Consider the following 26,288-nt stretch of genomic DNA (forward strand, 5'->3'; position numbering starts at 1 on the left):
GCAGTTTTCATAGCTCACGACCAGGCAATGCCGTTGGCGGCCGGCGATTCCGTGCCGCGGCCATATCCGGGCCGACGCGAGCAAGCCGCGTGCCGCGCGCGCCCCCAGGCCCGACGGCCGTGCGGCGTGAGCCCGGCACGCGCGGGCGGCGCCGGGTGACGCTGCGTTTGTAAATTCTGCCGCGGATTGGAGGACGGATGCGCGATCGGGGTGGCGCGGGGGAGGGGGGGCTCGACGGCACGCGTTACGCGCGAAAGCCTGTCATCAGGAAAACGTCGTCGCGACCATGATGCCGAACACGAGGCCGAGCGCGATGCCGGTCAGCCGGCCGTAGATGGATGCGCGCACGTTGTCGTCCAGTTCGAACGGCGAGCGCTTGTGCTTCCATACCGTGCTGAATGCCACCGGACGGGTCAGCAGCACGGTGCATGCGATCAGCACCGGTGTCGCGACGAGCATCGCGATACGCGGCCCGTTCCAGTCGACGCCATGCATCATCAGCGAAACGAGCACGGCGAGCGGCACCTCGACGCACAGGCCGAGCAGCGATCCGATGCGATCCTGTCGTTCGAAGTCTTCGAGCATCATCCGGATCCCCGAAGCCTGTTCGCCGACATCATCCGGTACAGGGGGCCTACCGGCGCACTGCTGTTTCAGACGTCCCTGATCACGCCGGAAATCCTTGCGCGCGGGATCGAGCAATGGTGGTATTGCGTGCCGCGCAACGGGCATATTTCGTTCTACACGAGCCAGGCGCTGACGCTGCTGGCGACGCAGCATGGGCTCGAATTCGGCTCGTTCAGCCCGGAATTGCACGTGGTTTTCGATCGTGCGGCGGCGCCGGGGTGGCTTTCGAAGTTCTTTCAGTGAGGCGGGGGGCTCGGTCACCCGCGTCATCGGGCGCCAGGATTCCGTGACGCCATTGCTCCGGTAGCGAACCCTCGTCGCGAGCCGGATACCCCGTTCGCGCGTTGGCCGCCGTTCTTGATGCAGGTCACGAGAGACGCCGAGGTGTCGGGCCACGATGACCGTGTTCGGCCGACCGCGCCGGCCAATGCCGGACCGCGCCTGTCGCATGTCACTCGGCCGCGACCATCGGAGGGCTCGTCATGGATCACGGGAAAGCACACGTCGTCTGGTTCGACGACCTGCGGCGCGGCGACGTGGCACGCGTCGGCGGCAAGAACGCATCGCTGGGCGAATTGATCGGCAACCTGTCTGCACACGGCGTAAGCGTGCCACCCGGGTTCGCGTCGACCGCGGATGCGTACTGGCGATTCATCGATGCGAACGGATTGAGGCAAGTCATCGGCAGCACGCTCGAGGCGTTCGGCGCACGCAAGATGGCGCTCGCCGACGCCGGTGCGTCGATCCGGCAGGCGATCCTCCAAGGAGACTGGCCCGACGACATCGCCGACGCGATCCGGGACGCGTATCGGCAACTGTGCCGACAGGCCGGCGGTGACGACGTCGATGTCGCCGTGCGCTCGAGCGCGACCGCCGAGGATCTTCCCGACGCGAGCTTCGCGGGCCAGCAGGAAACCTACCTGAACGTGCGCGGCGAACATGCGCTGCTCGCGGCGTGCCGCCGGTGCTATGCGTCGCTGTTCACCGACCGCGCGATCGCCTACCGCGAAGAAAAGGGCTTCGATCACCTGCGCGTCGCGCTGTCGGTCGGCGTGCAGCGGATGGTGCGTTCGGACCTTGGCGCGGCCGGCGTGATGTTTTCGCTCGACACGGAAACCGGATTCGACAAGGTGGTGCTGATCAGCGCGGCGTGGGGGCTTGGCGAGAATGTCGTGCAGGGCACCGTCGACCCCGACGAATACGAGGTGTTCAAGCCATTGCTCGGCGATCCGGCGTGCACGCCCGTCATCGGCAAGACGCTCGGCGGCAAGGCATGCAAGCTGATCTATGCGCGCGACGAGCATGCACCGACCCGCAACGTGCCGACCTCGAAAGCCGAGCGTGCCACCTTCGTGCTGCCGGACCGCGACATCCTGGCCCTTGCGAAGTGGGCCTGCGCGATCGAGGCGCATTATGGCCAGCCGATGGATATCGAGTGGGCAAAGGACGGCATAAGCGGCGAACTGTTCGTCGTGCAGGCACGTCCCGAAACGGTGCAGTCGCGGCGCGAAGCCAGCGCCATCAAGACCTACCGACTTGGTCAGACCGGCCGCAAGCTGCTCACCGGCGTCAGTGTCGGCGAGGCGATCGCGGCCGGCAGCGTGTGCGTGATCGATAGTCCGCACGACATGGGGCGATTCGTCGACGGCGCGGTACTGGTGACGCACACGACCGATCCCGACTGGCTGCCGGTGATGCGCCGCGCCGCCGCGATCATCACCGATCACGGCGGCCGCACCTCGCATGCCGCGATCGTGAGCCGCGAACTGGGATTGCCGGCCATCGTCGGCACCGGCAACGCGACCCGCATGCTGCACGATCAGCAGGAGGTGACGGTATCGTGCGCGGAGGGCGAGGCCGGGTTCGTGTACGAAGGCATCGCGCAATACCACGTGGAGGCGATCGACCTGACCGACCTGCCGGCCACCCGCACGCAAGTCATGCTGAATCTCGCGAATCCGGCCGCGGCGTTCAGATGGTGGCGACTGCCCGCCGACGGAATCGGCCTCGCGCGCATGGAGTTCGTGATCAGCAACCATATCAAGGTTCACCCGATGGCGCTGGCCCACTACGATGCGCTGACCGACGCGCATGCGAAGCGCGAGATCGCTGCGCTGACGTCGGGGTACGACGACCCGTCGAACTATTTCGTCGACCGGCTGGCGCACGGCCTCGCGCGTATCGCGGCGGTCTGTCATCCCGCGCCGGCGATCGTGCGCATGAGCGACTTCAAGACGAACGAGTACGCGCATCTGGTCGGCGGCGCGCAGTTCGAACCGCAGGAAGAAAATCCGATGCTCGGATTTCGCGGCGCGTCACGCTACTATTCGCCGCGCTACCGTGACGGATTCGCGCTCGAATGCCGGGCGATCGCGCGGCTGCGAAACGACATGGGATTCAGGAACGTGGTCGTGATGATCCCGTTCTGCCGGACGCTCGACGAGGCGGACCGCGTGCTCGAGGTCCTGGCCGCCAACGGTCTGAAGCGCGGCGAAGACGGATTGCAGATCTACGTGATGTGCGAAATCCCGTCGAACGTCATTCTGGCGAGCCAGTTTGCGCAGCGCTTCGACGGCTTCTCGATCGGAAGCAACGATCTGACCCAATTGACGCTCGGCGTGGACCGCGATTCGGCGGAACTGGCCGGATTGTTCGACGAACAGAACGAAGCCGTGAAGTGGATGATCGCCCGCGTGATCGAATCCGCGCGCAACGCGGGGGCGAAAGTCGGCCTGTGCGGCCAGGCGCCGAGCGATCATCCGGCATTCGCCGATTTTCTCGTCGCGTGCGGCATCGACTCGATTTCCGTCAGCCCCGACAGCTTCATCGCGGTCAAGCGGCGCGTGGCCGCCGCGGAAAACGCTGCGCCAGGCGAGCGTGCGTCGCCGGAATGAACGGTGTCGGATGATTGCATGACGACCATACCGGGCCGGGCGGACGGCGCATCACGCCGCGCACGAGCGCGCCCCGCCGTGTTCGGCGCGGGCGAACGCCGCCTGCAGTACAGGATGCACGTCGGTGCGCCAGTGATCGCCGGTAAAGAGTCCGTAGTGGTCGCAATCGTCGATGTCGACGCGTTGCCGCGCATTCGCTGCGAGACCGCTGCACATCGCCAGCGCGGCATGGGTCTGGCCGGCACCGGTGACGGCATCGCATTTGCCTTCGACGGTCAGCAACCCGATCGAGCGCAACGCGGCGGGCTCGACCCGCTGGCCGTGGACGTGCCACGTTCGATTTGCCAGGCATGCGCGCTGGAAAACGATGTCGACCGTATCGAGGAAGTATTCGGCCGGCATGTCGAGAAGCGTCAGGTATTCGCGCAGCGCCCGGCGGGCGGTTGCGAGTGCGTCGGCGTCGCCGCTCGACACCGCTTGCCGATAGCCATTGACGAGCGCCATGTAGTGTTGCGGGTAGGTGAGCGCGATCTCGGCGCGCTGAAGATAGGCCGGAAAGACCTGTCGCCCGCATCCGGCGAAGCCATGCGGCACCGTATCGATCAGCGTGGCGCGACACCAGTCGAGCGAATGCGAGCGGGCAGCGGTTCCGAGCGCGCTCGGATTGATGCGGGCATCGAGCGGGCCGCCGATCAACGTCAGGCTCGCCGGCAGCGCGGCGTCGCGTTGCGCGCGCAGCGCGATGGCGCCAAGCGACGGAAACGTCGCCTGACAGACCGCGACGACGTGCACCGGACGCGCGTCCGCCAGCAGGGTATCGATGAAGCGGTCGAGCATCGACACATATTCGTCGAGGCCGAATCGGCCCGCGTCGCACGGCACATCGCGCGCATCGATCCAGTCGGTGATGCACACGTCGCCGTCGACAAGCAGCGTCTCGACCGTCTCCCGCATCATTACGGCCGCATGGCCGGCCAGCGGCACGCAAAGCAGGATCACGCGTCGCGCACCCGCGTGCGAGAAGCGGCGCAGCGTGCAAAACGGCGTGTGCGCGACGATCGTTTCGTCGACGTCGATTCGACGGCCGTCCACGTCGACCGAATCGATGGCGAACCGTGGCGCATCGGCATGCAGGTCGAGCAGGGGTTCGAACAGGTCGGCGTAGCACGACGACGCGACATCGGGCCAGAGACCGCACGTGAAGCGCGCCGCCGCGTCCCACGTTCGCAGCCATTGCCGCTGCTGTTCGATCAGGTCATACCACATGGCGCATGGGCGGAAAATCGCGGGAAATTCGAACAAGCCTACTGTCGCCCGATCGTGCCGCGACGGTTTGACCTGCATCAGCGTCGCCCCGATCGGCGGTGCATAAGCTGGTCTACGGATCCCGGACGGATGCACGGAGCGGAATATGGACACGTCTCGACGCATGCTCGTCGTTTTCTACTCGCGCAGTGAAACGACGGCGGCGATTGCGCGCCGGCTTGCCACGGAACTCGACGCGGATTGCGAACGGCTTCAGGAAGTCGACGATCGGCGGCGGGCGGGGGCCGTCGGCTTCCTGCGTTCGCTCGCCGACGTGATCCGCGATCGTGCCGCGGACCTCCGGCCGACGGCCTGTTCGCCGTCCGCATACGATGTGGTCGTGATAGGCACGCCGGTCTGGGCGGGTCGTGCATCGACGCCGGTTTCGAGCTGGCTCGCGCGGCACGGGAGCGAACTGCGCGCGACCGCATTCTTCTGCACGATGGGCCAGCGCGGCGACCTGACAGCATTCGGGCAGATGCAGGCGCTGGCACGGCAGGCGCCGATCGCGACGTGCGCGATTTCCGGACGCGATATCGGTCGCGGCCTGGCCGCCGGGAAGCTCGCCCATTTCGCACGGTCGATCGCTCACCGGCTTGCCGACCGCGAACGGCGCATGAGCGGGGAGCGGGCAACGTGACGGCGCAGTCTGGGGGCAAGCGCGACTACGATCATGTGCTGGTCGGAGGCGGCATTGCCAGCGTGTCCGCGGCGCATGCGTTGCGGCGCGAAGATCCGTCCGCTCGCATCGCGATCCTGTGCGGCGAACACGTGCTGCCGTATCAGAGACAGCCGCTGACAAAGGAATTTCTCGCAGGAAACCTCGCTCCGGCGGCAATCGCGATACACCCGGCGGGGTTCTACGAGATGCGCAGGATCGACCTGCTTCTGGGAGCGAGGGTCGCGTCGGTAGACTGCGGCGCGCATGTCGTCAGGCTGGAGGATGGCTCCGCGGTACAGTACGGCAAGCTGCTGATCGCGACCGGTGCGTCGCCACGCGGTCTGGCGGTGCCGGGGGCAACGCTGGCGGGCATCGGTCACCTTCACGACCTCGACGACGCGCTCGTGCTTCGCGACAACGCCGCCCGGCGACGACGCCTGCTTGTCGTGGGCGGAGGCTTCACAGGTTTCGAGGCGGCGGCCACGCTGCGCGAGCGCGGTCTGGATGTCACGCTCGTCGAACGCTGCGAGCGGCTGTTGCCGCAGCTGAATTCCGTTCGGCTGTCCGTTCACTTTGCCGGGTTGTGTGCGACGCGTGGCGTCGACGTTCGAACCGGAACGACGGTGGAGCGCTTCATCGGAAAGCAATCGATCGAGGCGGCCGTGCTTGCCGACGGTTGCGTCATCGAATGCGACCTCGTCGTGATTGCCGTGGGCGTCGAGCCGAACTGCGGGTTTCTCGCGGGCAGTGGCATTGCGACAGTGGATGGCGTGCTTGTCGACGAATGCCTGCAATCGTCGGATCCGGACGTCCATGCGGCCGGCGACGTCGCGCGGTTTCGCGACCCGGTATTCGGCGTGCAGAGGCGTATCGAGCACTGGGACAATGCGGTGCGTCAGGGGCGCCTGGCCGCCAGGAACATGCGCGGTGCGCGCTTGCCTTATCGGGATGTATCGATTTTCTACGGAAATGTATTCGATGTACCGTACAACTTCCTCGGCAACGCTGCCGATGCGACCGAAGTCGTCGAACAGGGCCGATTCCCGCATGCTCCGTACTCGTTGCTCTATCTGAGACATCATGTCCTGCGTGCGATGTTCTCGATCGGTGTCCGCGCGGATGAAATGACCGCCGCCGAGGAGACGATCCGCCATCGGGTCAATCTCGGCGCGCAAGTCGGGGCTGCGACGCACGACGTATTGCGGCTGTGCGAACTGCCCGCACAAACGGTCCTGATCCTGCAGGGTGGCGGTGCGCTCGGCGCATTCGAAAGCGGCGCGATCACCGCGCTCGAGGCGCGGGGCGTCCGTCCGGATGTGATCGCGGCCGTGTCGATCGGCGCGTTCAACGGCGCGATCGCCGCGAGCCATCCGGGGCATGCGGCCGAAGCACTCGACGCATTCTGGCGCGAACTGTCGATCAGGAGTCCAGTGGGCGTGCCATCGTCCGCCTATGCGGGACATGCGTTGCTCGCGTGGCATATCGCGCTATTCGGCGTTCCGAATTTCCTTCGGCCGCACTGGTGGCCTGACGGGATTCCGCCGTCCGGCCTTGCTCCGTGGTGGACGAGCTGCTACGACACGCAACCAATGCTCGCGCTACTGCGCCGCCATGTCGATTTCGACGCCCTGGCGGGCAGCGCGACGCGCCTGCTGCTTGGAGCAGTGGACGTGGAAAGCGGGGAACGGCGCATCTTCGACAGCTATGTCGATCGCATCACGCCCGAGCACCTGCTCGCCAGCGGCAGCCTGCCGCCCGCGATGCCGTGGACGCGCATCGACGGCCGCGCTTACTGGGACGGCGGCATCATCAGCAACTCGCCGCTCGATCTCGTGATCGAACGGTGCGGGCGGATAGCAGGGCGCGTGTTTGTTGTCGATTTGTTTTCCGGGTCGCGCCCGTTGCCGTCGAACCTGATCGAGGTCATGCTGCGGCGCGACGAGATCGTCTATGCCGATCGGGTTCGTAACGACCTGCGGTTCGAGGAAAACGAGAACGACTTTCGCGATCTCGTCGAACGTATAACCAGCCAGCTTGATCCGGAAACGGCAGCACGCATGCGACAACTCCCGGAATACATCCGACTGATGGGGAGTCGTGCGCCCGTACGGGTCTTCAGGATCGCGCTGGATGGCCTCGCCGGAGCGAGGGACACTTTCGCGCGCGACTTCGATTTTTCCGATACATCGATTGCAGCGCTGTTTGAACTCGGCCGCAGCGCGGCGCTCGCAGTGCTCGAGTCCAATGCAACGGAACCGCTCGGGGGCGCAGCCGGCCGGCCTAGTCGAGCGAGGCCACCAACGCCTTGAACACTTTCCACTCCACGGCGGGGAAGATTTCGACGCTCGCGTGGCCCAGTGTGCGCATGCCGGCGGAAATTCTGAAGGCGGTGTCCAGATCGGGGGCGGTAAAAATGTCGAGATAATCATAGCGGCCCATCAATGCGAAATTGTGCAGCCATTCGATCTGACCGCACGTCTTCTGCAATCGGTGGACGGCGTGATGCTCGAGCTCGGCCAGTTTCTCCGGCGTCTTGACTGCGTCCGGCGACACGCGTGTAAGCATGACAAAGGTAGGCATGACGAATCCCCAGGGTGTCGCCCCGTGACGGGCCAGGAATGGACGGTCGATCACGCGATCGGCGATGTGCGAGCCGGTCGCCGGGCGGACGACGATGACGGTCCCAAGCCTTGCCCGAACCATGGAATCTCGGCACGGAGCGACGCGACATACCGAGCCCAGCCTCCCGGGTTGTCGGAGAACAGCCAAGCGCACACGGGCTCCGCGAGGGCATCGCGATCGAGCGGCTCGTCGAGCAACAGCTGCGGCCACAGGCAGTATGCGTGGAGGACGGCGCGCGTGAATTCACGCACGGTCGTGTGCGCGAACACATGATTCAGCAGTGGAATGTCCGTGAGCATCGGCTGTGCGGCCAGCAGCGAATCGAGCGTCATGTCATCCGGCTCGTATTCGAGCACGCAACTGAGCGTTCGCAGAATGCTGCCCAGATGCACGAGCAAGGCGCGGCGAGCTTCGGTTTCGTTTGGCATGGGTGGCGTCCGGAATGGCGGAACGGATTGCTCCGCGTGTTCCCTTGCAATCTATGAGCGATGTCGCGCGCGAACGTTGATGGAGGTCAACCGCAGCAGTCAGGACCGTTCGGCATATCAGCCGCGGTGGCCTCGGCAGCGCGCGCCTGCCTGCCATTCTGTCAGCGGGGCACCGTGTCCTCTCCGGTCCGCGACCGGCACGCCGCTGCCAGTATCGCGACGGCCTCGTCGTCGTCCACCTGAGAAAACGAGCGATAGAACGCGCCGACCGAGAAGGCTTCGTCGGACTGCTCGATGCACACCACCTCGTCTGCATAGGGGCGGACTACATCGAGGCCGCGCGCGCAGGCGACCGGTACCGCGCAGACGAGCAGTCGCGGGCGACCCATGCGCGCTGCGTGTAGCGCGGCAATCATGGTCGCGCCGGTCGCGATGCCGTCGTCGACCACGATCGTGATGCGATCTTCCCGGACGACGGGCGGGCGGAAACGCGCATAGTGCGTCCTGCGTGCCGCAAGCACGGCAAGTTGCTCGTGCTGTTCCGCTTCCAGGTAGCGTGACGGAATCGCCATACGCACGGCGTCGCGCGACAAATAGCACCAGCCGGATTCGTCGATCGCGCCAATCGCGAGTTCCGGGTGCCATGGCGCGCGCAACTTTCGCACCAGCACGACGTCGAGGTCGCCATGGAGGCGCGTTGCGAGGATGCTCCCCAGTATCAATGCGCCGCGTGGTATCGCAAGAACCAGGGGGCGTTCGCCACGGTAGGCCTGAAGCACGGACGCAAGCTGATTGGCCGCGTCCCGGCGGTCGTCGAAGATCATTTCACCTCCTGTTGGCGCCGGGGGCGTGCGTTGCTGCGCGCTGGCGCGAAATTCCGTTGTCGAAGCCAGGGCACGGTCGGGCCCGCGGTCGCCCGATCGCCGTCGAACTACACGTAGCGATCAAAGCCGTTCGAGCCGTGCGAGGATCTCATCGGTCCGCCGCAGCAGCGTCCTGTTCCGCTCGGCCGTCTGTCTGACGGTATTCAGTCTTGTGCGCCAGTACGCGGGGGCGGTGATGGATGTCTGCTTGTGAAAGCAGGATCGGGTCTGCTCCAGCAGACGAATGGATCCTTCGATATGTGACAGCTCGCGTTCGACGTCGCAGTACCAGTTCATGCGTGGTCTCCGTTGCATTGACATGACCCATGTTGGATTTCCGATATCGGGCGCGTCTTGATTTCACTCAATGCATCGAATTCATCCGATTTTTCGGTAACTGAAAAGTGATTGGCAGTACGAGGTGACGAGACGTTCAATGCGAAGGCCAGGGCAAGCAACCCCGCCCGGTTTTGCGAGGCGTGCGCATCGGCGCTTCGATGGTTGCATCAGACGAATCGGGGGGCGTTTCGATCGCTCGCGTCTACCGGATGACCTGCATCAATAACGCTTGCCCGGCAGGAGCGAATATTGACGTTCTCGCATGTCGCTCTCGACCGCTATCGACATGTTCCGTGCCGTCTGCGCCTTCACGTTCATGATACGGACACCATCATGCCCGCCTTGCTTACGAACACGCCGAATCGCCAGATCATTTCCCGTTGCGAAGCTTCGGCACTGAGCGTGTCGGCTGCCACGCGTCACAAACACCACCCGATCGGCGCCGATGGCGACCGGCTGCTGAGTCCCCACGAAATCGCGATCCTGATGGTGCTCGCCAGCGAGCCGCGGCGCCAGCAGGGCGACCCCGCCGATCTGCGCTGCCTCGTCGATCGCGGTCTCGTTCGACTGGATGCAGCGTCGCTTGCCGAGGCGCCCGCTCGCCTGTCGGCCGACGGGCGCCAGATGGTGTTGCGACTCGTCAGACGCGATCGCGCCAGGCAAGGGAGCAACGTCGACGTCACGACTGCGTTTCGCGCGATCGCGGCGGAAACATCGGTTGCGATCGCGCACCACGCCGCGCGCTGACCTGTATCAATTCCACGCGGGGCAGCGGGAATTACCGTTGTTTTCATCGATTGCGGACAGGAGTCGATGGCCATGAAAAGCGACAGCGAACTGAAGAAGGACGTCGAGCAGGAACTCGAGTGGGACCCGTCGATCGATGCGGTTCGCATTGGCGTGGAAGTGCACGAACGCATCGTGACGTTGACCGGGCACGTCGCCAGCTATCTGGAGAAGGTCGCGGTGCGCAAGGCCGTCGAGCGTATCGAAGGCGTGCGCGGCATCGTGCTGGAACTCGAGGTGCAAACGGACGACGGCAAGCGTCGCTCGGACGAGGACTTGGCCATCGCAGCGCGCTCGCTCCTGATGTGGGATGCGGGGCTTGGCGAGCAGGCCGTGCACGTCACGGTCGAGAACGGATGCGTGACGCTGTCGGGCGAGGTGATGTGGAGCTACCAGATGCAGGAGGCGGAGCGGGCTGTCGAGCGGCTGCGCGGCGTCACCCGGATCATCAACGAGATTCATGTCCGGCCGCATCCGACGCAATCCGACATCGCGGGCAAGATCCAGGCGGCCTTGATTCGGCATGCAACGGAAGAGGCCGCACACGTCGGCATTACCGTTCAGGACGGTTGCGTGACGTTGACCGGCCAGGTCGGCTCGCTGGGCGAACGGCGGCTTGCCTTCGATGCCGCATGGTCGGCGCCGGGCGTGCGCGACGTGGTCGATCAACTTACCGTTGCATGATGGTTCGGGCGGCGGCGGACCTCGATCGAGGGTCCGCCTCGCCCCGGCCGGGAGAACGAACATGAATGCCGCGATGCTCTGTACCCGCGATGTTGCCACGTGTTCGGCACAAGCAACCGTCGTCGAGGCGGCTGAAATGATGCGCGACGCGCACGCCGGCGATCTGATCGTCGTGCGCGAACAGGAGGGGCGATGCGTGCCGGTCGGTGTGGTGACCGATCGCGACATCGTGCTGACGGTGGTCAGCCCCGATGCGCAGGCCGGCTCGCTGTTCGTCGGTGACATCATGTCGGCGCCCGTCGCGACCGCGAACGTCGACGACGACCTCTGGCTGCTCGCGAAGCGGATGCGTCAGCACGGCGTCCGTCGATTGCCGGTCGTCGGCGGCGACGGCGAACTGGTCGGCATCGTCTCGCTCGACGATCTGCTGCGCGCGGCCGCGGCGCTGCTCGACGAGTTGCGGCTCGTGGCGGCCCGCCAGCCGTATTTCGAGGAGAAGCAACGTGGCTGATCCGGTCGGTTCCCGCTTCCGTCGCGCCGCGCATGGCGCAGCGGCGGTCTCGATGCCGGTGCGACGCGCCCTCCGGACGCGCGCGAATCCATGACACGCGGCCGGCATACCGACCCGCGCAACCGGATGCGCCGGTGGCTCGGCGCAATCGGTCTCTGCCTGCTGCTGTCGAGCGCGACGACGTGGCTCGGCGCGATCCACGACCATCCGGTAAGCACCGGTGTCGTGGCCGGCATGACCGCGTCGGAATGCGGACGCGTGGGTGCCCGGCCGGCCGGATCGATGCTGACGACACCGCTCCCCGAACAGGACGTGTGCCTGCCGCTGTTCGTTTATCGCGCGTCGTATCCGGATGCCGCGAGCGACGTCGCGTCGTACCGCACATGGATCCTGCAGCAGCGGGTCGGTGAATTCTGGCAATTGTTCGGCTACGTGCTTCTGCTGTGGGCGGCGATCCTGGGCCTCGTCGCCGGCCCGATATGGCTCTTCAGGCGGCGGGCCGGATATCGCCATCGCGGCTCGCGGCGTGGCGCGACCGATGATGGGAGCGGCATGCGCTCGCACGGCAAGGAAAGGGGCAATCATGACGATTTCCGGTGAATTGAACGAGGCGGACTGGACCGTGGCGATCGAAACGGTTGGCGTTGAGACCGGCGGGTACCGCTGCCGTGTCCACGTGACGGTCCGCTCACCCGACTGCAAGTGCGAGCATGTTTTCCCGCATCACCGGGTATTCGCGACCGAGCGCGAGGCCGCGTTGGAGGGGCTGCGCAGCGGAATGACGTGGGTCGAGATGAAGAAATCGGACACGTTCACGTACTGACGGACGGCGTTGTTCACCGTCATCCACGCCGCATGCGAACCGGCGACCACGGCATGACCTGAAGCCTGCGAATGCCGCGTCGCCGGCGTCCCGCCAGGCCGCGGGCATGCGTTGATCCCGGTCAAAGCTGCGCGGCGCGGCCTCAATACGATGGATCGCATCTCCGCGAAGAATGACGACCATGAACAGGCTCGGACGCGCATGCCGCTTGCTCGTCGTGTGCGCGGCCGCATGCTGCGTGCCGACGCAGCCCGCACATGCGCAGCATGCGCGCCATGTGCCCCGCCAGGATTTCCGCGGTCGCGATTTCCACGGCCGGGACTTTCGCCATTTCGCGCCGAGGGAGCGTACGCTATGGCAGCGTGGTCGATGGGTCCAGGACTGGCACGGCGGGCGCTACGCGTGGTGGTGGGTCGTCGACGGCTACTGGTACATCTATCCTGAACCGATGTATCCGTATCCGACCTACATTCCGCCGGCGATCGTCGTTCAGCGGCCGCCGCCGACGCCGGCGCGGCTGCCGCCTGCGCGCGCGTGGTACTACTGCAACGACCCGCGCGGATACTATCCGTATGTCGCGTCGTGCAATGGCGTGTGGACCGCGGTTCCGTCGACCCCGGGCCCCGCGCCGCAATGACGGAAGCGACGCTTGTCCGTATCGCAGCGGCCGGCTACAGGCTGCACGAATGCACGCGAGCGGCGCGGGAGGGCACATGATGAACGGATCCTGGCCGGACGCTGACGTCGACGACGTGCTGCTGACGGATTGGTATGAACTGACGATGATGCAGGCCGCGTTCGATGCCGGAATGAACGACGTGGCCAGCTTCGAGTTCTTCGTACGGGCGCTGCCCGAGCATCGGGCATTCCTGATGGCGGCGGGACTGGCGCCCGTCCTCGACTATCTGGCGGGCCTGCGCTTTACGGCCGCCGCCCTTGAGCGACTGGCCGCGACCGGGCGCTTGCGCGCCGATTTCCTCGCATCGCTCGCCGGCTTCCGCTTTACGGGCACCGTCGACGCGATGCCGGAAGGCACGGTGTTTTTCGCAGACGAACCGATCCTGCGGATCACGGCGCCGTTTCGCGAGGCACAGTTCATCGAGAGCCGCGTGATGAACCTGCTCCATTACGCGACGCTGGTTGCCAGCAAGGCCGCACGCGTCACGCTCGTCGCGCATGGCAGGTTGCTGGTCGACTTTGGCATGCGGCGCGCGCATGGCGCGGAGGCGGCGATGCTGTCCGCGCGGGCCAGCTACCTGGCGGGATTCTGCGGCACGGCGACGCTGCTCGCGGGGTTGCGCTACGACATCCCCGTGTACGGCACGATGGCGCATTCATACGTCCAGGCGCACGACGACGAAGCGCTCGCGTTCGAGCATTTCGCGCGATCGCAACCGGACAACGCGTTGCTGCTGATCGACACGTACGATACGGAGCACGCGGCACACAAGGTCGTCGAACTGGCGCGGCGGCTTGCGCCCGACAACGTGCGGATCAAGGGCGTCCGGATCGACAGCGGCGATCTGGCGGCGCACGCGCGCAACGTGCGCGCGATTCTCGACCACGGCGGCCTGACGGACGCGACGATTTTCGCGAGCGGCAATCTCGACGAAATCCGGCTGCGGGAGCTCGTCCACCAGCATGCGCCGATCGACGGATTCGGAATCGGCACGCAGATGAGCACGTCGGCGGACGCACCGTGCCTCGACTGCGCGTACAAGCTCGTCGAGTATGCGGGCCGGGCGCGCTGCAAACGCTCGGAGGGCAAGGCGACGCTGCCCGGCCGCAAGCAGGTGTTTCGGCAATACGGCCCGGACGGACGAATCGCCGCCGACAGCCTCGGACTCGACGGCGAGCATCTCGACGGCACCCCGCTGTTGCAGCCCGTCATGATCGCAGGGGCACGACTCGCGGCCCCCACGCTCGGCGAGAGCCGCATTCACGCAATGCGCGAACTGTCCACGCTGCCCGATCCGATGCAGACGCTGGCGCCCGTCATGCCGCTGCAGCCGGCGATTTCTCCGGCGCTGGCGGCACTCGTCGCGCAGGAGAATGCGAGGCTGGACGCGCACGCGGGGCAGCAAGCGGCATGAACGATGCCCATATCCCGGTCGGCCGTGCGATCACGCTGAGCGACAAGGTGGCGGCGTTGCGCGAGCGCGCAGCCTGGCCAGACGGCACGAGATCGGTCGAGGCCGTGGAGACGCACATGTCATGGGTATTCCTGACGGATCGGTACGCGTGGAAGCTCAAGAAGCCCGTGCGCGCGCCGCAACTCGATTTTCGAACGCTGGCCGCGCGCCATCGCTTCTGTTGCGAGGAGGTGCGTTTGAACCGTCGGCTTGCGGCCGACGTGTATCTCGATGTGGTGCCGCTCGTCGTCGACGCCCGCGGTTGCCTGCATGCGGACGGACCCGGCGAGATCGTCGACTGGCTGGTCAGAATGCGGCGCCTGCCGGCCGCACGCATGCTCGACCGCGTGTTGTCGCGCGGCATGGCTACGGCAGGCGATGCGTGTCGCATCGCGGCTCGCCTGAGCGCCTTCTACCATACCCTGGCACCCGCGCGAATCGACGGTGCGACGTATCGCGAAGCGCTGCGTTGCACGATCGACACCAATGAACGCGCGTTGTGCAAGCCGCTTGCGAGCCAGTCCACCGATGTCGTGCGGACGCTCTGTGCGCGGCAGCGCTCGTTGCTCGGGTGTGAAGCCGCGCGCTTCGACCTGCGTGTGCGGCAGGGGCATGTCGTCGAAGGGCACGGCGATCTGCGTCCCGAACACGTCTGCATCGACGATCCGGTTGCGATCATCGATTGCCTCGAATTCTGCAGACGACTGCGAGTCCAGGATGCGGCCGACGAGGTCGGCTTTCTCGCGCTCGAATGCGAGCGTCTCGGCGCACCGGGTTTCGCAGACGCGCTCGTCAATGCCTATCGCTCGGCGAGCGGCGACGATGTCGACGACGGATGCGTGCATTTCTACCAGAGCTGCCGGGCCATGACGCGCGCGCGGCTCGCCGTGTGGCACCTGCGCGAGCCCGCATTCAGGGCGACGCCGGTCTGGCGCGATCGCGCGAGCACGTACATCGCGCTCGCCCGGCGGCACGCCGACGACTGCGAGCGCACGTGGGTGGCAAGCCACGTCAGCGCCGCAGCAGGTCCGTGAGCGAGCCGCCGCGATGGATACGCGCAATCGCCTCGGCAAACAGCGGCGCACTGTCGAGTATCGCGAGCTTGTCCTTGAGCGGTCCGGCCGGCACGCGCCAGGGCGGCACCGTGTCGGTCACGGCGATGCCGGCGAGCGCGTCGCCGCCGAGCAGTTCGGCCGCGTCATCGAAGAACATCCCATGCGTCGCGACCGCGTAGACGGATTGCGCGCCGAGCGTGCGGCAATCCTCGGCCGTGCGGGCCAATGTCGTCCCGGTGCCGATCAGGTCGTCGACGATGACGGCACAACGGCCGGCGACCTCGCCCACGATCGGCTTGGGTGTCACGATGCCGCCGCTGCGCAGCTTGCCGGCGAACGCCGCGTCGACCGCGCGCCCGATGCGCGCTTCGAGCCGGACACGGAAATCCTCGGCTCGCCGCACGCCCCCCGCGTCGGGCGATACGACCACGACCGGCCGTTCGCCAGCTTGCGCGGCGAACCACTCGACCAGCATGCCGTTCGCCTCGAGATGCTCGGTCGGACAGCGAAACGCGTTCTGGAACGCCGCGATGTTGTGGATGTCGATCGTGACGACACGATCGACGCCTACTGCTTCGAGCAACGTAGCGACATAGCGCGTGGATACCGGATCGCGCGGCTGAGACCGGCGGTCCTTGCGCGAGTAGCACAGGTAAGGCGTCACCGCACAGACGCGTGCGGCCGACGCGTCCTTCAACGCGCCGATGAACAGCAGCAACCGGCACAGCTTGTCGTTGACGGAACTGCCTGGCTCGCCGTGCAGCGACTGCACGACGTAGACATCGTGGCCGCGCACGCTGACCAGCGCACGCGTCTTGTGTTCGCCGTCCTCGAACGGACGTTCCTCGTGCGCGGCGAGCGTGACGCCGAGACGCGTCGCGATTCGTTCGCCGAAGGCGCGACACGAGTTGAACGCGAACAGGCTGAAAGGGAGTTGTTCCATGGCATGGCTACCTCGATTCATGCAGTTATCGGGCGTCGCGCATCATGACGCGCTTTGACGTGTTCAACGGTGATGCGGACGGCATCTGTTCGCTTCAGCAGCTCCGGCTCGAGATGCCGGCCGAGTCGGTGCTCGTGACGGGCCCCAAGCGCGACATCGCGCTGCTCGCGCGCGTGCCGGCCGTCGGAGGCGACATCGTCACCGTCCTGGACGTTTCGCTCGACGCGAACCGCGCGGCACTCGATGCGCTGCTGGCGCGCGGGGTCGACGTCGACTATTTCGATCACCACATGCCCGGCGCCGTGCCCGCTCATCCGCACCTTCGCGCGCATATCGACACGGCGCCGGACACCTGTACGAGCGTCATCGTCGACCGGTATCTGGCGGGCCGGCAGCGCCTCTGGGCGGTGGTCGGCGCCTATGGCGACAATCTCGTCGGCGTGGCCGGCAGGCTCGCCGCCGCCTGCGGCCTGACGGATGCCGATGCCTACCGGCTGCAGGTGCTCGGCGAATCCGTCAACTACAACGGTTACGGCGATTACCCGGACGATCTCTTCATGGCACCGCTGGCCGTGTATGCGGCGGTGCGGCACTATGCGAACCCGCTCGAGTTCGCGAGGTCGCCCCTCGCGCGGCGGCTCGACGCCAACCGGCGACGCGATATCGCGCGTGCGGCGCGACAGCGCGCGAACATCGCGCTGCCGGGGGCGGACGTCTATATCCTCCCCGACGCGCGCTGGGCGCGTCGCGTGCGCGGCGTTTTCGCGAATCGGCTCGCGCGTGGTGACGCGGCGCGCGCTCACGCGGTGCTGACGTTGTCGCCCTTCGGTGGGTACACCGTCAGCGTTCGCGCGCCCGTCGCCGCACCATACGGCGCCGATCGTCTTTGTCACGCATTTCCGGAGGGCGGCGGCCGGGAAGGGGCGGCCGGCATCAACCGGCTCGCGCCGGAGCGCCTCGACGCGTTCGTCGAGGCGCTCGCGAACGCGTACCCCGCCGCGTGAGCCGACGCGGGCGCGCTCGTCGGTGCGGTACGGCGTGGCCGGAACGGGTGTCATCGGGATGCTCCTGAACGGTGGCCGTTGCGCGGCAGGACTCGCTGCAATCGTGGCGCCACGCATTGCAGGGCGGTTGACGCAGGTCAAGCGTGCCGGCCGTCCCGCCCGGGAAGATGAACCGCCATCATCGGCGGGAGAGGCATCGTGGAGCACCATGCGGAGGTATTGCGGGGCGGGCGCTGGACGCTGCCCGTGCCGGGCTGGCGGGATCTCGCCGCGATGCTGATCGTGGTCGGCTTCCTGTTGCTGGCCGGCATCTCGGCGCACCAGATGGCCGGCCCGCTCGCGGTGGCGCATCCCCCGGCCATTTCGCTGTCGCCCGCGGCGCTGCCCGGCTACACGCTGCGCACCGTCGCGCGCATGTTCGCGGCACTGCTCGCGTCGATCGTCTTCACGTTCGTCTACGCGACCGCGGCGGCGCGCAGCCGTCGCGCCGAGCGCGTGCTGATCCCGCTGCTCGACGTGTTGCAGTCGGTGCCGATCCTCGGCTACCTGTCGTTTACGGTGCTGTTCTTCCTGTCGCTGTTTCCCGGGCGGATCCTCGGCGCCGAGTGCGCGGCGATCTTCGCGATCTTCACCAGCCAGGCCTGGAACATGACGTTCAGCTTCTATCAGGCGCTGCGCACGGTGCCGCTCGATCTCGACGAGGCCAGCCGCAGCTTCCGGCTGTCCGCGTGGCAGCGCTTCTGGCGCCTCGACGTGCCGTTCGCGATGCCGGGGCTCGTCTGGAACGCGATGATGTCGATGTCGGGCGGCTGGTTTTTCGTGGTCGCGTCCGAGGCGATCGCGGTCGGCAACCTGCACGTCGACCTGCCGGGCGTCGGCGCCTACGTCGCGCAGGCGATCGCGAATCGCGACCTCGCTGCCGTGGGCTGGGCGATCGTCGCGATGAGCGTCGCGATCGTCCTGTACGACCAGTTGCTGTTCAGGCCGCTGGTCGCATGGTCGGAACGGTTCCGCTATGGCGATGCCGCGCCCACGGTCGCGTCGCGCAGCTGGATGCTCGACCTGTTCCACCGGTCGCGATGGATCGGCCGTGCGGTCGGCCCGATCCGCGCGGTGCTGCGACGAGCGGCGCGCGCGCGGCTGCGCGGGTTCATGTCGGGATGGCGCGACCGGGTCGCGCTGCCGCGACACACGGGCGACGTGCTCTGGTTCGCACTGTGCGGCGCGGGATGCGCGTATGCGGCGTACGAACTGTTCCGGCTCGGACGCGCGACGCTCACCTGGGCGGACTTGCGCGTCGTCGCAAGCGAAGGCGGGCTCACGTTCGTGCGCGTGACCGTGCTGGTCACGCTCGCGTCGGCGATCTGGGTGCCGATCGGCATTGCGATCGGCCTCCGGCCGCGCGTGGCCGCCCGCATCCAGCCCGTCACGCAGTTTCTCGCCGCGTTTCCGGCCAACCTGCTGTTTCCGGTCGCGGTGTTCGCGATCGTGCGCCTGCGGCTCGAACCCGACATCTGGCTGTGCCCGCTGATGATATTGGGCGCGCAATGGTATGTCCTGTTCAACGTGATCGCCGGTGCGAGCGCGTTCCCGGCCGACCTGCGCGAAGCGGCCGCATGCTTCCGCGTGCGGCCGGCGACCTGGTGGCGACGCGTCATGCTGCCGGGCGTGCTGCCGTACTTCGTGACGGGCGCGATTACCGCGTCGGGCGGCGCATGGAACGCGAGCATCGTCGCCGAGGCCGTGAGCTGGGGCAGCACGCGCCTGGACGCCGGCGGACTCGGCGCCTACATCGCGCGGATGACCGACGCCGGCGACTATCCGCGCATCGCGCTCGGCGTCGCCGTGATGTCGCTGCTCGTGATCGCGACCAATCGGCTCGTATGGCGCCCGATGTACGCGTTCGCCGAGCGCCGCACGCGGCTCGATTGAGCCCTCAACCGATCATTTACTCACGGGAGACCCGTGTGCCGAACCTCAGCGAATACACGGAAGGGCATGTCGCGAGCGCGGCCGCACCGCCTTCGGACCCGGCGGCGGTCGTGCTCGAGATGCGGGCGGTATGCAAATCGTTCACGAAGCCGTCCGGCGAGCCGCTGCACGTGCTGGCCGATATCGATCTCGCGCTGCACGAGGGCGAGATCCTCGGGCTGCTGGGCCGCTCCGGCTCGGGCAAGTCCACGCTGCTGAGGATCGCCGGCGGGCTCGTCAAGCCGTCGTCCGGCGCGGTGACGTATCGCGGTGCGCCGCTCGCCGGTCCGACCGACGGCATCGCGGTGGTGTTCCAGACCTTCGCGCTGTACCCGTGGCTGACCGTCATCGAAAACGTCGAGCTCGGCCTCGACGCGCTGGGTCTGGCGCCGAGCGACGCACGCGCCCGCGCGGCCGCCGCGATCGAACTGATCGGGCTCGACGGGTTCGAATCGGCGTTTCCCCGCGAACTGTCGGGCGGCATGCGTCAGCGGGTCGGTTTCGCCCGCGCGCTCGTCAGCGAACCCGTGCTGATGTTGATGGACGAACCGTTCTCGGCGCTCGACGTGCTGACCGCGGAAACGCTGCGCACGGATTTTCTCGACCTGTGGGACGCGCACCAGTTGTCGATCCGGTCGGTGCTGATGGTGACGCACAACATCGAGGAAGCCGTGCTGATGTGCGATCGCATCCTGGTGCTCGGCGCCGGTCCGGCGCACATCGAGGCGACGCTGAGCGTGCCGCTGCCGCGACCGCGCAGTCGGCATGATCCGGCCGTTCAGGCGATCGTCGGCCGGATCTATGCGACGCTGACCGCACGCATCACCGACGCGGCGGCAGGCCGGGAAGCGACCGGCAGTGCGTTGGCCATGAAACTGCCCGACGTGTCGAGCCACCATCTCGCCGGATTCGTCGACACGCTCGCGGCCGCGCCATACGACGGTCATGCGGAGCTCGGCACGATTGCATCGGCGCTCGCGCTCCGGACCGACGCGCTGTATTCGACGGCGGCCGCGCTTCATCTGCTCGCGTTTGCCGAATGGCATGACCGGAGCATCCGGCTGAGTGCCGCGGGCCACGTGTTCGCGCAAAGCGACGACGATGCCCGGCGGCGTCTGTTTCGCGAGCATGTCGTCCGGTTCGTGCCGCTCGCCGAACATATCGACGAAGTGCTGGGCGAACGCGAAGGGCATCGTGCACCGCGCGCGCGTTTCGAGCTCGAACTCGAGGATCATCTCGATCCGCGCAGCGCGGAGCAGGCGCTGCGGGTCGTGACCGACTGGGGCCGCTACGCGGGACTGTTCGACTACGACGACCATACCCGCACGTTCGGCCGCTGACCATTCGGGGCGCATGTCGATCGCGTGCTTGATCGGCATCAAGCGTCGCGCGGCGGGGCGTGCGACGCTGGACGAACCGTCGACGCAACCGCGTCGATCCGGCAGACACGCTCCGCAACTCGACGTCCATGACCGTTCACGGGAGGACTGACCATGAACTGGCTTTCCGAATACTTCGCCCAGCGCACGAGCCCGCTGTCGCTTTCGCTCTGGGCTCATCCGCCGCTCGCGCTCGGGCCCGACGGCCCGATCTGTCGCGAGCCTTACCGTTTGCCGTACCCGGGGGTGGAACTCGTGTTCACGCCGGCGGAAGCGGTCGAGCGTGGCGGGAAGATCTACACGCTGCCGGCGCGCTATGACTCCAGGGGGCTGCTTGCCGCGCGCAGCACGGCGCACGACGACGCCGCGTCGTTCTTCCACGAGGTGACGATTTTTGCGCCGTCGCAGTTCAATCGCGACTTCGTCGTGACGGTCAACGGCGAATTCTCCTTCGTGCCGTCGTTCTGGCAGGACGGATCGCCCGGTTTCTCGGGCGTCTGCGTGCCCGCCGCGAGCGGTCGCGCGACAGGCGAGAGAACCGGCCCGCCGTGGCTGTTCCAGGGATATCTCAGCATCTAGCGACCGTGCCCGCCATCGGCGGGACCGGGCGTCACGCGCGCTCGTCCGCGCGTTGTCGGCCACGGCGGCGAGCAGCAGGTTGACGTGCGTCAACCCTGCCCGGGGCGCCGCGCTTACCCTGAACTCGGGAAACATGCGTCGCCGCAGGGCGGTGCGCATGCGTATCGTCCACGCGAAGGGCAACGGGAGCCTCATCATGCACATCGGAAGAATCAGTACCCAGCCGGTCGAATCGTGCACGGCCGAATGCAGTGCGTTTGAACTCGCCGATCGCATGCGGCACGCGCATGTCGGCGACATCGTCGTGATCGAGTACCGCAACGGCGAAGCCATTCCGATCGGCCTGGTGACCGACCGCGACCTGGTGATCGAGGTGATGGCCCGCGGCGACGATCCGGGCGACGTGACGGCCGGCCAGATCATGTCGAGGGGCCTCGTCGTCGTGTCAGACACGGACGAGATCGGCGTCGCGCTCGAGGAAATGCGCCGCTCGGGCATCCGGAGACTGCCGGTCGTCGACGATGCAGGCCGCCTCGCCGGCATCGTGACGCTCGACGATATCGTCGAGCATCTCGCGGGGTTGCTCGGCGGCGTCGTGGAAGTCGGCAAGCTGCAGCAGGTCGAGGAGCAGCGTTTCCGCGCGTGACGTCGCGGGGCCGGCGCCCGGCGCGGCCGGCCCGCTTGCCCGAGGCATGCGCCCCGCGCGCTTACGTGCGCAGCGTGGCGAGCAACGGCGCCCAGAACGCGCGGCTTTCGTATGCCGAGGCATCGCAATCGGTGTCGAAACGAATCGCGATCGCCATTTCGGCTTCGGTCAGCGGGTCGGCATGCTCGATCTGTCGGGCCAGTACGGCGGTGTCGGCATCGGAGGCATCGCGTCCGTGTGCCGCGCGGGCCGCGACACGTGCGGCGAGCGTCGCCGGACTCGCGGTGAAATCGAGCATCGCGACACGCACGCCGAGCCGCGCGGCGAGGGCGATGAACGCCGTCCGGTTGTGCTGGCGCAGGAACGTCGCGTCGACGATCGCCGTGTAGCCGCTGCCGAGAACCACGCGAGCCTCCGAAAGCAGCGTTGCGTAGATCTCGTCGATCGCGGTGTCCGAATAGGCGCCGGGGGACAGGCGGGTGTCGGTCGATGCGCCGGCCAGGCGCTTGCGCTCGACGTCGCTGGACAACCGGATCGCGCCGAGTTGCGCGGCCAGCGCACGGCTGGCCACCGATTTGCCCGACCCGGACACCCCGTGACACAGGAGCAACGCCGGCGGCGCATCGCGTCGTGCATCGGCCATCGCCGACGCAACGCGCAGATAGCCGGCGCGCGCCGCTTCGTCGCCGCGCAGCCGGGCGGTCAGCGCGCGCACCAGCGCACGGTAGACGAAGTAGCACGGCAGCACGCCCAGTGCCGCATGGTCGCCCGTGCGTGCCAGCCAGCCGGAAAGGAGGCGGTGGGCGCAATCCGCGCGTCCGTGAGCGGAGAAATCCATCAGCGCGAACGCGAGATCGCTCGCCACGTCGATCCAGCGCAGCGCGTCGTCGAATTCGATGCAGTCGAACATCAGGATCCGGTTCCGCCAGCGCACGATGTTCTCGAGATGCAGGTCGCCGTGACACGCGCGCACGAAACCGCGCGCATGCCGATCGGCGAACAGCGGTGCGACGCGGGTCAGTTCGGCGTCGTACCACGCGCGCAGCGCGGCTTCGTCCGGCACCGTGACGTCGAGCGTGTCGAGCAACGGCCCGCACTGGGCCGCGACGCTCGCCGCGCTGCCGGGATGGCCGCGCGGCGCCCGGCGCGGCGCGTGCAGATGATGGCGGGCCAGCGTATCGGCGAGGGCATCGGCATCCGCCAGACCGTCGTCGCGCGATGCGCTGCGCACCGACAACATCGCCCGCGCGTCGAACCGGCGCATGCGCACCACGTACTCGCCCGGCGCGGTCTGCTGCCGGCGCCGGCGCCCGCCGGTCGGCACCGGTGCGGCGAACGCGCATCGCCGGCCGTGCGCGACGAGCGGCCAGACACCCAGGTACAGCGGGCCGGCGAACGGCCGATTGAGCGTGCATTCCGCGAGCGCGCAGCGCCGCCGCTCTTCAGGCCGCATCAGATCGACGAAGGCGAAGTGCACCGGCTTGATGCGCTTGTACGCATAGCGCCCGGCCAGATAAACGACGGACAGATGGGTTTCGATCCGCTCGATCCGGCCCGCGGGGTGGGGATAGGTGGCGGGTCGGCGCATTGCGCGATCGAATTGCGTCGACTTTCGTCGTGCATTTCCGCGATGCAGCGCGAACGGGACATGCGGCGCTCGGGACATGATGAACGGATCGGTTATACGGGGCGCGCATACGAAAGCGTTGCCGCACCCGGCGGGTTGGATTCGAGACGAGCGTGCACGTTCTCGTCTGCCCGATGTTGCCTGATCCGGCTGGCAGGCCGGGAATGGCCGACTCGACGGATCTTATTCCAACCGACCACGGCGCTTTCCGAGTTGATGCCAGTCAAGCGCGCCGCGCGAGAGGGCGCTTGACGCAGGTCAACCGCATTCGCCGGGGCGGCCATACAGTCGATTGCAGCGTCGGCGCGAAGCGGCGCGTAACCATGTGCGGCATTCACGGCCTGGCGAGGCATTGACGATGAAACAACGGGCGTTGGCGATGAGCGTGCTCCTCGCGCTGGGCGCATGTGCCGGGGCAGAGCGAACCGAGACCTTCAGGGCGATGGAAACACGCCTGCTTGCGATGCGTCAGGCCGCAACGTTGCAGTGTTCGACGCCGTCCGACTGCGACCGGGCGTGGAGCCGCACGCGGCGCTACGTCCAGGATCATTCGTCGACCCGAATCACGCGACTCGGTACGGACCGGATCGAAACGGCGCAGCCGTATCTGGCCGGAGAAGTCTATCTCTGGGCGTCACGCGCGGAATCGGGCGGCGGCGGCTCGGTGATCCGGCTCAAGGCGATGTGCAAGGGCATGTATGACAGCAACGGCGGCCCGGGATGGCAATACGACGTGTGCGCCCGGAAGATCCTCGATATCGAGCAAGGTTTCCGGTCGGACGAGAACCCGCCGAGCTAGCGGCGAATGCCGTCAGTTCTTGGCAATGCGGCGTCTCGTTTCCCGGTCGGCCGGATGCCGGCCAACGGCCGCCGGTTTCTTCTCGCGCCGGTTTCGTAGCGGCCCCGAACCGTTGACCTCCGTCAACGCCTGCTCGCGGCAAGCACCGATGATGGAAGCGAATCCGAACGCCGCCGGCGCGTCGGTTCATCAGCGAGGTTCGCATGTACACGAATATCATGGTTGCCACGGACGGCAGTCCTTCGGCCAATCGGGCGCTCGACGAAGGTCTCAGGATGGCCCGGTTATGCGGCGCCCGCCTGTTTGCCGTGTACGTCGTCGACAAATCCACGTTGTTCGTCTACGGCGGCCGCATGGAGCCGGAAGCCTTGCTCGACGAGATCCGGCGCCATGGCGCCGCGATCCTGCGAGACGCCGACCGGACGATCTCGCGCGCGGCCGTCAACGGCGAGACGGAAGTCATCGAGACCGAATTCGGCCAGGACGTCGCGGAGCGCCTGCAGCGCTACGTCGTCGATCATGCGATCGATCTGGCCGTGATCGGCACGCACGGTCGGCGCGGTGTCCGGCGGCTGGTGCTCGGCAGCGTCGCCGAACGCTTCCTTCGCGCATCGAGTTGCCCGGTCCTGCTCGTGCGCGGCGAGGATACCTCACCCGCCACGGTCGCGGTGGCCTAGTGTCGCTGCCGGCCAGTGCGCCATCCGCCCAGGTGATCATCATGCAGATATCGTTTCCTTCCGAACATCCGACGTATTGCGACCTCGATTCCGCGCTGAGCTTTCCGGCGCTCGTCGAAGGGCGCCGCGTGCGCTGCGCGATCACCTCGGCGGCGCTGGAAGATCACTTCCGCGCGGCGTCGCCTCGCGAGCAGGATCTCGTCGACGCCTTCGCGCGCCATCGTCCCGCCATCGAGCGCGCGGCCCGCTCCCTGCTCGAGGAAATCGGCGGACGGCCGATCCTGCTGCACAGCGGCCATTTCCGGTTCTGTACGTGATCGGCCGCCGCCCTTGACGCGCATCAAGCGCGTGCAGGGGCGTGCGGGTACGCTGGATTCCTAAAGATCATTCGTCCCATGCGCGGCATGTGGTGCCGCGCCATCCGATCTTCATTGCGGCCGATGCTGTCGGGACGAAAGCGCCGGTCGTCTGTCACCGTATGAGGAGTACGAACCATGAGCAACATGACGCGTTACGATCCGTTTTCGATCGAACCCGTATCCGACCTGTTCCAGGGGCTGTTCAGGCCGCTGCGCGGCATGGCGCTGGCAGACGAGCCAGATCTTGCGTCGATGAAGATCGACGTCACCGAAAACGACAAGGCGTACACCGTCAACGCGGAACTGCCGGGCGTCGCAAAGGACGACATCGACGTCCAGGTGACGGGGAACACCGTATCGATCAACGCGAAGATCGAGCGCAAAAGCGAACAGAAGGACGGCGAGCGCGTGATCCGGCGCGAGCGCTACAGCGGTGCGATCAGCCGCTCGTTCTCGCTGTCCGGCGACATCGACGATGCCAACGCGACGGCGACGTATCAGGATGGCGTGCTGTCGCTGACGCTGCCCAAGAAGGCGCCGGTCGGCCAGAAGAAACTCACGATCAGCTGATCGG

General features: G+C 67.0%; 29 protein-coding genes. 21 read left to right on the plus strand and 8 right to left on the minus strand.

The window, feature by feature from the left end; all coding sequences use genetic code 11:
• Positions 1-264: 264 nt before the first annotated feature.
• Entirely contained in the window at positions 265-513 is a 249-nt protein-coding gene (locus WS45_RS17235) for a hypothetical protein (protein WP_236873301.1), read from the minus strand.
• Here WS45_RS17235 and WS45_RS17240 point away from each other — a divergent pair.
• Both WS45_RS17240 and ppsA read left to right on the plus strand, forming a co-directional pair.
• Entirely contained in the window at positions 490-870 is a 381-nt protein-coding gene (locus tag WS45_RS17240) for a class I SAM-dependent methyltransferase (protein WP_257140485.1), read from the plus strand. The two genes, WS45_RS17235 and WS45_RS17240, sit on opposite strands and share 24 nt — an antisense overlap.
• A gap of 239 nt (positions 871-1,109) precedes the next feature.
• The gene (ppsA, locus tag WS45_RS17245; protein WP_059700856.1) at positions 1,110-3,521 is read left to right on the plus strand and encodes a phosphoenolpyruvate synthase; all 2,412 of its coding nucleotides are present in this window, start codon (positions 1,110-1,112) and stop codon (positions 3,519-3,521) included.
• A gap of 51 nt (positions 3,522-3,572) precedes the next feature.
• Here the strand turns inward: ppsA and phaZ are convergent, their stop codons facing one another.
• Positions 3,573-4,787, minus strand: a complete 1,215-nt coding sequence (phaZ, locus tag WS45_RS17250; RefSeq protein WP_059700857.1) for a polyhydroxyalkanoate depolymerase — start codon at positions 4,785-4,787, stop codon at positions 3,573-3,575.
• 145 nt (positions 4,788-4,932) lie between these two features.
• Here phaZ and WS45_RS17255 point away from each other — a divergent pair, with 145 nt between their 5' ends.
• Both WS45_RS17255 and WS45_RS17260 read left to right on the plus strand, forming a co-directional pair.
• Complete coding sequence (locus WS45_RS17255) at positions 4,933-5,466, plus strand: flavodoxin family protein (RefSeq protein ID WP_059700858.1); 534 nt, start codon at positions 4,933-4,935, stop codon at positions 5,464-5,466.
• Complete coding sequence (locus tag WS45_RS17260) at positions 5,463-7,796, plus strand: FAD-dependent oxidoreductase (RefSeq protein WP_059700859.1); 2,334 nt, start codon at positions 5,463-5,465, stop codon at positions 7,794-7,796. The genes WS45_RS17255 and WS45_RS17260 overlap by 4 nt, the downstream gene beginning before the upstream one ends.
• Here WS45_RS17260 and WS45_RS17265 read toward each other — a convergent pair.
• The 4 genes from WS45_RS17265 to WS45_RS17280 form a co-directional block, all read right to left on the minus strand.
• On the minus strand, positions 7,768-8,190 hold the full coding sequence (locus WS45_RS17265) for a GYD domain-containing protein (protein WP_257140486.1): 423 nt from the start codon (positions 8,188-8,190) through the stop codon (positions 7,768-7,770). The two genes, WS45_RS17260 and WS45_RS17265, sit on opposite strands and share 29 nt — an antisense overlap.
• Entirely contained in the window at positions 8,118-8,537 is a 420-nt protein-coding gene (locus tag WS45_RS17270) for a hypothetical protein (protein WP_059700860.1), read from the minus strand. The genes WS45_RS17265 and WS45_RS17270 overlap by 73 nt, the downstream gene beginning before the upstream one ends.
• Before the next feature lie 161 nt (positions 8,538-8,698).
• Positions 8,699-9,361, minus strand: coding sequence for a phosphoribosyltransferase (locus WS45_RS17275; protein ID WP_059452417.1), 663 nt, complete (start codon positions 9,359-9,361; stop codon positions 8,699-8,701).
• Between the two features lie 120 nt (positions 9,362-9,481).
• Positions 9,482-9,697: a hypothetical protein gene (locus tag WS45_RS17280; protein ID WP_059536706.1), complete on the minus strand. Its 216-nt coding sequence runs from the start codon at positions 9,695-9,697 to the stop codon at positions 9,482-9,484.
• Between the two features lie 291 nt (positions 9,698-9,988).
• Here WS45_RS17280 and WS45_RS35675 point away from each other — a divergent pair, with 291 nt between their 5' ends.
• The 8 genes from WS45_RS35675 to WS45_RS17320 all read left to right on the plus strand — a co-directional run bounded on the left by WS45_RS35675 (position 9,989) and on the right by WS45_RS17320 (position 15,709).
• Positions 9,989-10,486 (plus strand): hypothetical protein, encoded by a 498-nt coding sequence (locus tag WS45_RS35675; RefSeq protein ID WP_257140487.1) that lies wholly within the window; start codon positions 9,989-9,991, stop codon positions 10,484-10,486.
• Positions 10,487-10,558: 72 nt separating this feature from the next.
• Positions 10,559-11,209, plus strand: a complete 651-nt coding sequence (locus WS45_RS17290; RefSeq protein WP_059537382.1) for a BON domain-containing protein — start codon at positions 10,559-10,561, stop codon at positions 11,207-11,209.
• 61 nt (positions 11,210-11,270) lie between these two features.
• Positions 11,271-11,720, plus strand: coding sequence for a CBS domain-containing protein (locus tag WS45_RS17295; protein ID WP_059693042.1), 450 nt, complete (start codon positions 11,271-11,273; stop codon positions 11,718-11,720).
• A gap of 90 nt (positions 11,721-11,810) precedes the next feature.
• The gene (locus tag WS45_RS17300) at positions 11,811-12,320 is read left to right on the plus strand and encodes a hypothetical protein (protein ID WP_257140490.1); all 510 of its coding nucleotides are present in this window, start codon (positions 11,811-11,813) and stop codon (positions 12,318-12,320) included.
• Complete coding sequence (locus WS45_RS17305; protein WP_059452422.1) at positions 12,304-12,543, plus strand: hypothetical protein; 240 nt, start codon at positions 12,304-12,306, stop codon at positions 12,541-12,543. Before WS45_RS17300 ends, WS45_RS17305 begins: the two co-directional genes overlap by 17 nt.
• Before the next feature lie 181 nt (positions 12,544-12,724).
• Positions 12,725-13,180: a hypothetical protein gene (locus tag WS45_RS17310; RefSeq protein ID WP_059701025.1), complete on the plus strand. Its 456-nt coding sequence runs from the start codon at positions 12,725-12,727 to the stop codon at positions 13,178-13,180.
• A gap of 79 nt (positions 13,181-13,259) precedes the next feature.
• Positions 13,260-14,636: a nicotinate phosphoribosyltransferase gene (locus tag WS45_RS17315; protein WP_059701026.1), complete on the plus strand. Its 1,377-nt coding sequence runs from the start codon at positions 13,260-13,262 to the stop codon at positions 14,634-14,636.
• Entirely contained in the window at positions 14,633-15,709 is a 1,077-nt protein-coding gene (locus WS45_RS17320; protein ID WP_059542081.1) for a hypothetical protein, read from the plus strand. The genes WS45_RS17315 and WS45_RS17320 overlap by 4 nt, the downstream gene beginning before the upstream one ends.
• Here WS45_RS17320 and WS45_RS17325 read toward each other — a convergent pair.
• Positions 15,687-16,673, minus strand: coding sequence for a ribose-phosphate diphosphokinase (locus WS45_RS17325; protein ID WP_059700861.1), 987 nt, complete (start codon positions 16,671-16,673; stop codon positions 15,687-15,689). The two genes, WS45_RS17320 and WS45_RS17325, sit on opposite strands and share 23 nt — an antisense overlap.
• A 44-nt stretch (positions 16,674-16,717) precedes the next feature.
• On the opposite strand from WS45_RS17325, the gene WS45_RS17330 reads away from it, so the two are divergent.
• From WS45_RS17330 to WS45_RS17350, 5 genes are all read left to right on the plus strand, one after another.
• Positions 16,718-17,677 carry a hypothetical protein gene (locus WS45_RS17330; protein WP_059700862.1) on the plus strand — a complete coding sequence of 320 codons (960 nt, stop codon included), beginning with the start codon at positions 16,718-16,720 and terminating at the stop codon, positions 17,675-17,677.
• Between the two features lie 198 nt (positions 17,678-17,875).
• On the plus strand, positions 17,876-19,609 hold the full coding sequence (locus WS45_RS17335; protein WP_059700863.1) for an ABC transporter permease: 1,734 nt from the start codon (positions 17,876-17,878) through the stop codon (positions 19,607-19,609).
• 119 nt (positions 19,610-19,728) lie between these two features.
• A complete protein-coding gene (locus WS45_RS17340) occupies positions 19,729-20,988 on the plus strand; it encodes an ABC transporter ATP-binding protein (RefSeq protein ID WP_059452514.1) in 1,260 nt (419 codons plus the stop codon).
• A gap of 153 nt (positions 20,989-21,141) precedes the next feature.
• Positions 21,142-21,606, plus strand: a complete 465-nt coding sequence (locus tag WS45_RS17345) for a hypothetical protein (protein WP_059700864.1) — start codon at positions 21,142-21,144, stop codon at positions 21,604-21,606.
• Between the two features lie 196 nt (positions 21,607-21,802).
• Positions 21,803-22,252 carry a CBS domain-containing protein gene (locus WS45_RS17350; RefSeq protein WP_059452515.1) on the plus strand — a complete coding sequence of 150 codons (450 nt, stop codon included), beginning with the start codon at positions 21,803-21,805 and terminating at the stop codon, positions 22,250-22,252.
• A 61-nt stretch (positions 22,253-22,313) separates the two neighbouring features.
• Here WS45_RS17350 and WS45_RS17355 read toward each other — a convergent pair whose 3' ends face one another.
• A complete protein-coding gene (locus WS45_RS17355; protein WP_059700865.1) occupies positions 22,314-23,918 on the minus strand; it encodes a bifunctional aminoglycoside phosphotransferase/ATP-binding protein in 1,605 nt (534 codons plus the stop codon).
• Positions 23,919-24,258: 340 nt separating this feature from the next.
• Between WS45_RS17355 and WS45_RS17360 the strand changes: the two genes are divergently transcribed.
• The 4 genes from WS45_RS17360 to WS45_RS17375 all read left to right on the plus strand — a co-directional run bounded on the left by WS45_RS17360 (position 24,259) and on the right by WS45_RS17375 (position 26,284).
• Complete coding sequence (locus tag WS45_RS17360; protein ID WP_257140531.1) at positions 24,259-24,678, plus strand: hypothetical protein; 420 nt, start codon at positions 24,259-24,261, stop codon at positions 24,676-24,678.
• A gap of 203 nt (positions 24,679-24,881) precedes the next feature.
• The gene (locus tag WS45_RS17365) at positions 24,882-25,355 is read left to right on the plus strand and encodes a universal stress protein (RefSeq protein WP_059700866.1); all 474 of its coding nucleotides are present in this window, start codon (positions 24,882-24,884) and stop codon (positions 25,353-25,355) included.
• A gap of 41 nt (positions 25,356-25,396) precedes the next feature.
• Positions 25,397-25,672, plus strand: coding sequence for a DUF1488 domain-containing protein (locus WS45_RS17370; RefSeq protein ID WP_059452516.1), 276 nt, complete (start codon positions 25,397-25,399; stop codon positions 25,670-25,672).
• 177 nt (positions 25,673-25,849) lie between these two features.
• A complete protein-coding gene (locus tag WS45_RS17375) occupies positions 25,850-26,284 on the plus strand; it encodes an Hsp20/alpha crystallin family protein (RefSeq protein WP_059452431.1) in 435 nt (144 codons plus the stop codon).
• Positions 26,285-26,288: the final 4 nt, after the last annotated feature.

The sequence above is a fragment of the Burkholderia sp. RF2-non_BP3 genome (assembly GCF_001522185.1).
In the GTDB taxonomy this organism is placed as follows: Bacteria; Pseudomonadota; Gammaproteobacteria; order Burkholderiales; family Burkholderiaceae; genus Burkholderia; species Burkholderia diffusa.